The sequence below is a fragment of the Sporolactobacillus sp. KGMB 08714 genome, from assembly GCF_036598985.1.
Classification (GTDB): domain Bacteria; phylum Bacillota; class Bacilli; order Bacillales; family Sporolactobacillaceae; genus Sporolactobacillus.
In genome coordinates this window covers 1-1,636 of record NZ_JAUUBW010000059.1, presented here as the reverse complement: position 1 = coordinate 1,636, position 1,636 = coordinate 1, and the positions used below count along the sequence as shown (strand labels likewise).

The 1,636-nt window shown below is 57.7% G+C and carries 1 rRNA gene; it reads left to right on the top strand.

From position 1 onward, the window contains the following. Positions 1-52 precede the first annotated feature (52 nt). Positions 53-1,605: ribosomal RNA gene (locus tag Q6A92_RS18100) — 16S ribosomal RNA — on the top strand. Positions 1,606-1,636: the final 31 nt, after the last annotated feature.

The window sequence follows — 1,636 nt, the reverse complement described above, 5'->3', positions numbered from 1 at the left end:
TGAGGAATCAAACACGGAAACAACGGATCTGCGGATCCGAAGCAAGCGATATTTTATGGAGAGTTTGATCCTGGCTCAGGACGAACGCTGGCGGCGTGCCTAATACATGCAAGTCGTGCGCACGGAAGGGAGCTTGCTCCCGGAAGTGAGCGGCGGATGGGTGAGTAACACGTGGGCAACCTGCCTGAAAGACGGGGATAACTCCGGGAAACGGGAGCTAATACCGGATAGGGCTCCGACACCGCCTGGTGTCGGAGGGAAAGATGGTTTCGGCCATCGCTTTCAGAGGGGCCCGCGGTGCATTAGCTGGTTGGCGGGGCAACGGCCCACCAAGGCAACGATGCATAGCCGACCTGAGAGGGTGATCGGCCACATTGGGACTGAGACACGGCCCAAACTCCTACGGGAGGCAGCAGTAGGGAATCTTCCGCAATGGACGCAAGTCTGACGGAGCAACGCCGCGTGAGCGAAGAAGGTTTTCGGATCGTAAAGCTCTGTTGCCGGAGAAGAACGGGAGGGAGAGGCAATGCTCCCTTCGTGACGGTATCCGGCCAGAAAGCCACGGCTAACTACGTGCCAGCAGCCGCGGTAATACGTAGGTGGCAAGCGTTGTCCGGAATTATTGGGCGTAAAGCGCGCGCAGGCGGCTTCTTAAGTCTGATGTGAAAGGCTGCGGCTCAACCGCAGACGGTCATTGGAAACTGGGGAGCTTGAGGGCAGAAGAGGAGAGTAGAATTCCACGTGTAGCGGTGAAATGCGTAGAGATGTGGAGGAATACCGGTGGCGAAGGCGGCTCTCTGGTCTGCAGCTGACGCTGAGGCGCGAAAGCGTGGGGAGCAAACAGGATTAGATACCCTGGTAGTCCACGCCGTAAACGATGAATGCTAGGTGTTAGGGGGGTCCAACCCCTTAGTGCTGAAGTCAACACATTAAGCATTCCGCCTGGGGAGTACGACCGCAAGGTTGAAACTCAAAGGAATTGACGGGGGCCCGCACAAGCAGTGGAGCATGTGGTTTAATTCGAAGCAACGCGAAGAACCTTACCAGGTCTTGACATCCTCCGACCGCCTGAGAGATCAGGCTTTCCCCTTCGGGGGACGGAGTGACAGGTGGTGCATGGTTGTCGTCAGCTCGTGTCGTGAGATGTTGGGTTAAGTCCCGCAACGAGCGCAACCCTTGATCCTAGTTGCCAGCATTGAGTTGGGCACTCTAGGGTGACTGCCGGTGACAAACCGGAGGAAGGTGGGGATGACGTCAAATCATCATGCCCCTTATGATCTGGGCTACACACGTGCTACAATGGGCGGTACAAAGGGCCGCGAGACCGCGAGGTTGAGCGAATCCCGGAAAGCCGCCCCCAGTTCGGATTGCAGGCTGCAACCCGCCTGCATGAAGCCGGAATTGCTAGTAATCGCGGATCAGCATGCCGCGGTGAATCCGTTCCCGGGCCTTGTACACACCGCCCGTCACACCATGAGAGCGGGTAACACCCGAAGTCGGTGGGAGAACCCTTTGGGGACTCAGCCGCCGAAGGTGGGACCCGTGATTGGGGTGAAGTCGTAACAAGGTAGCCGTATCGGAAGGTGCGGCTGGATCACCTCCTTTCTAAGGAAAGCGGGTTTCTCAGCGCAGCGTT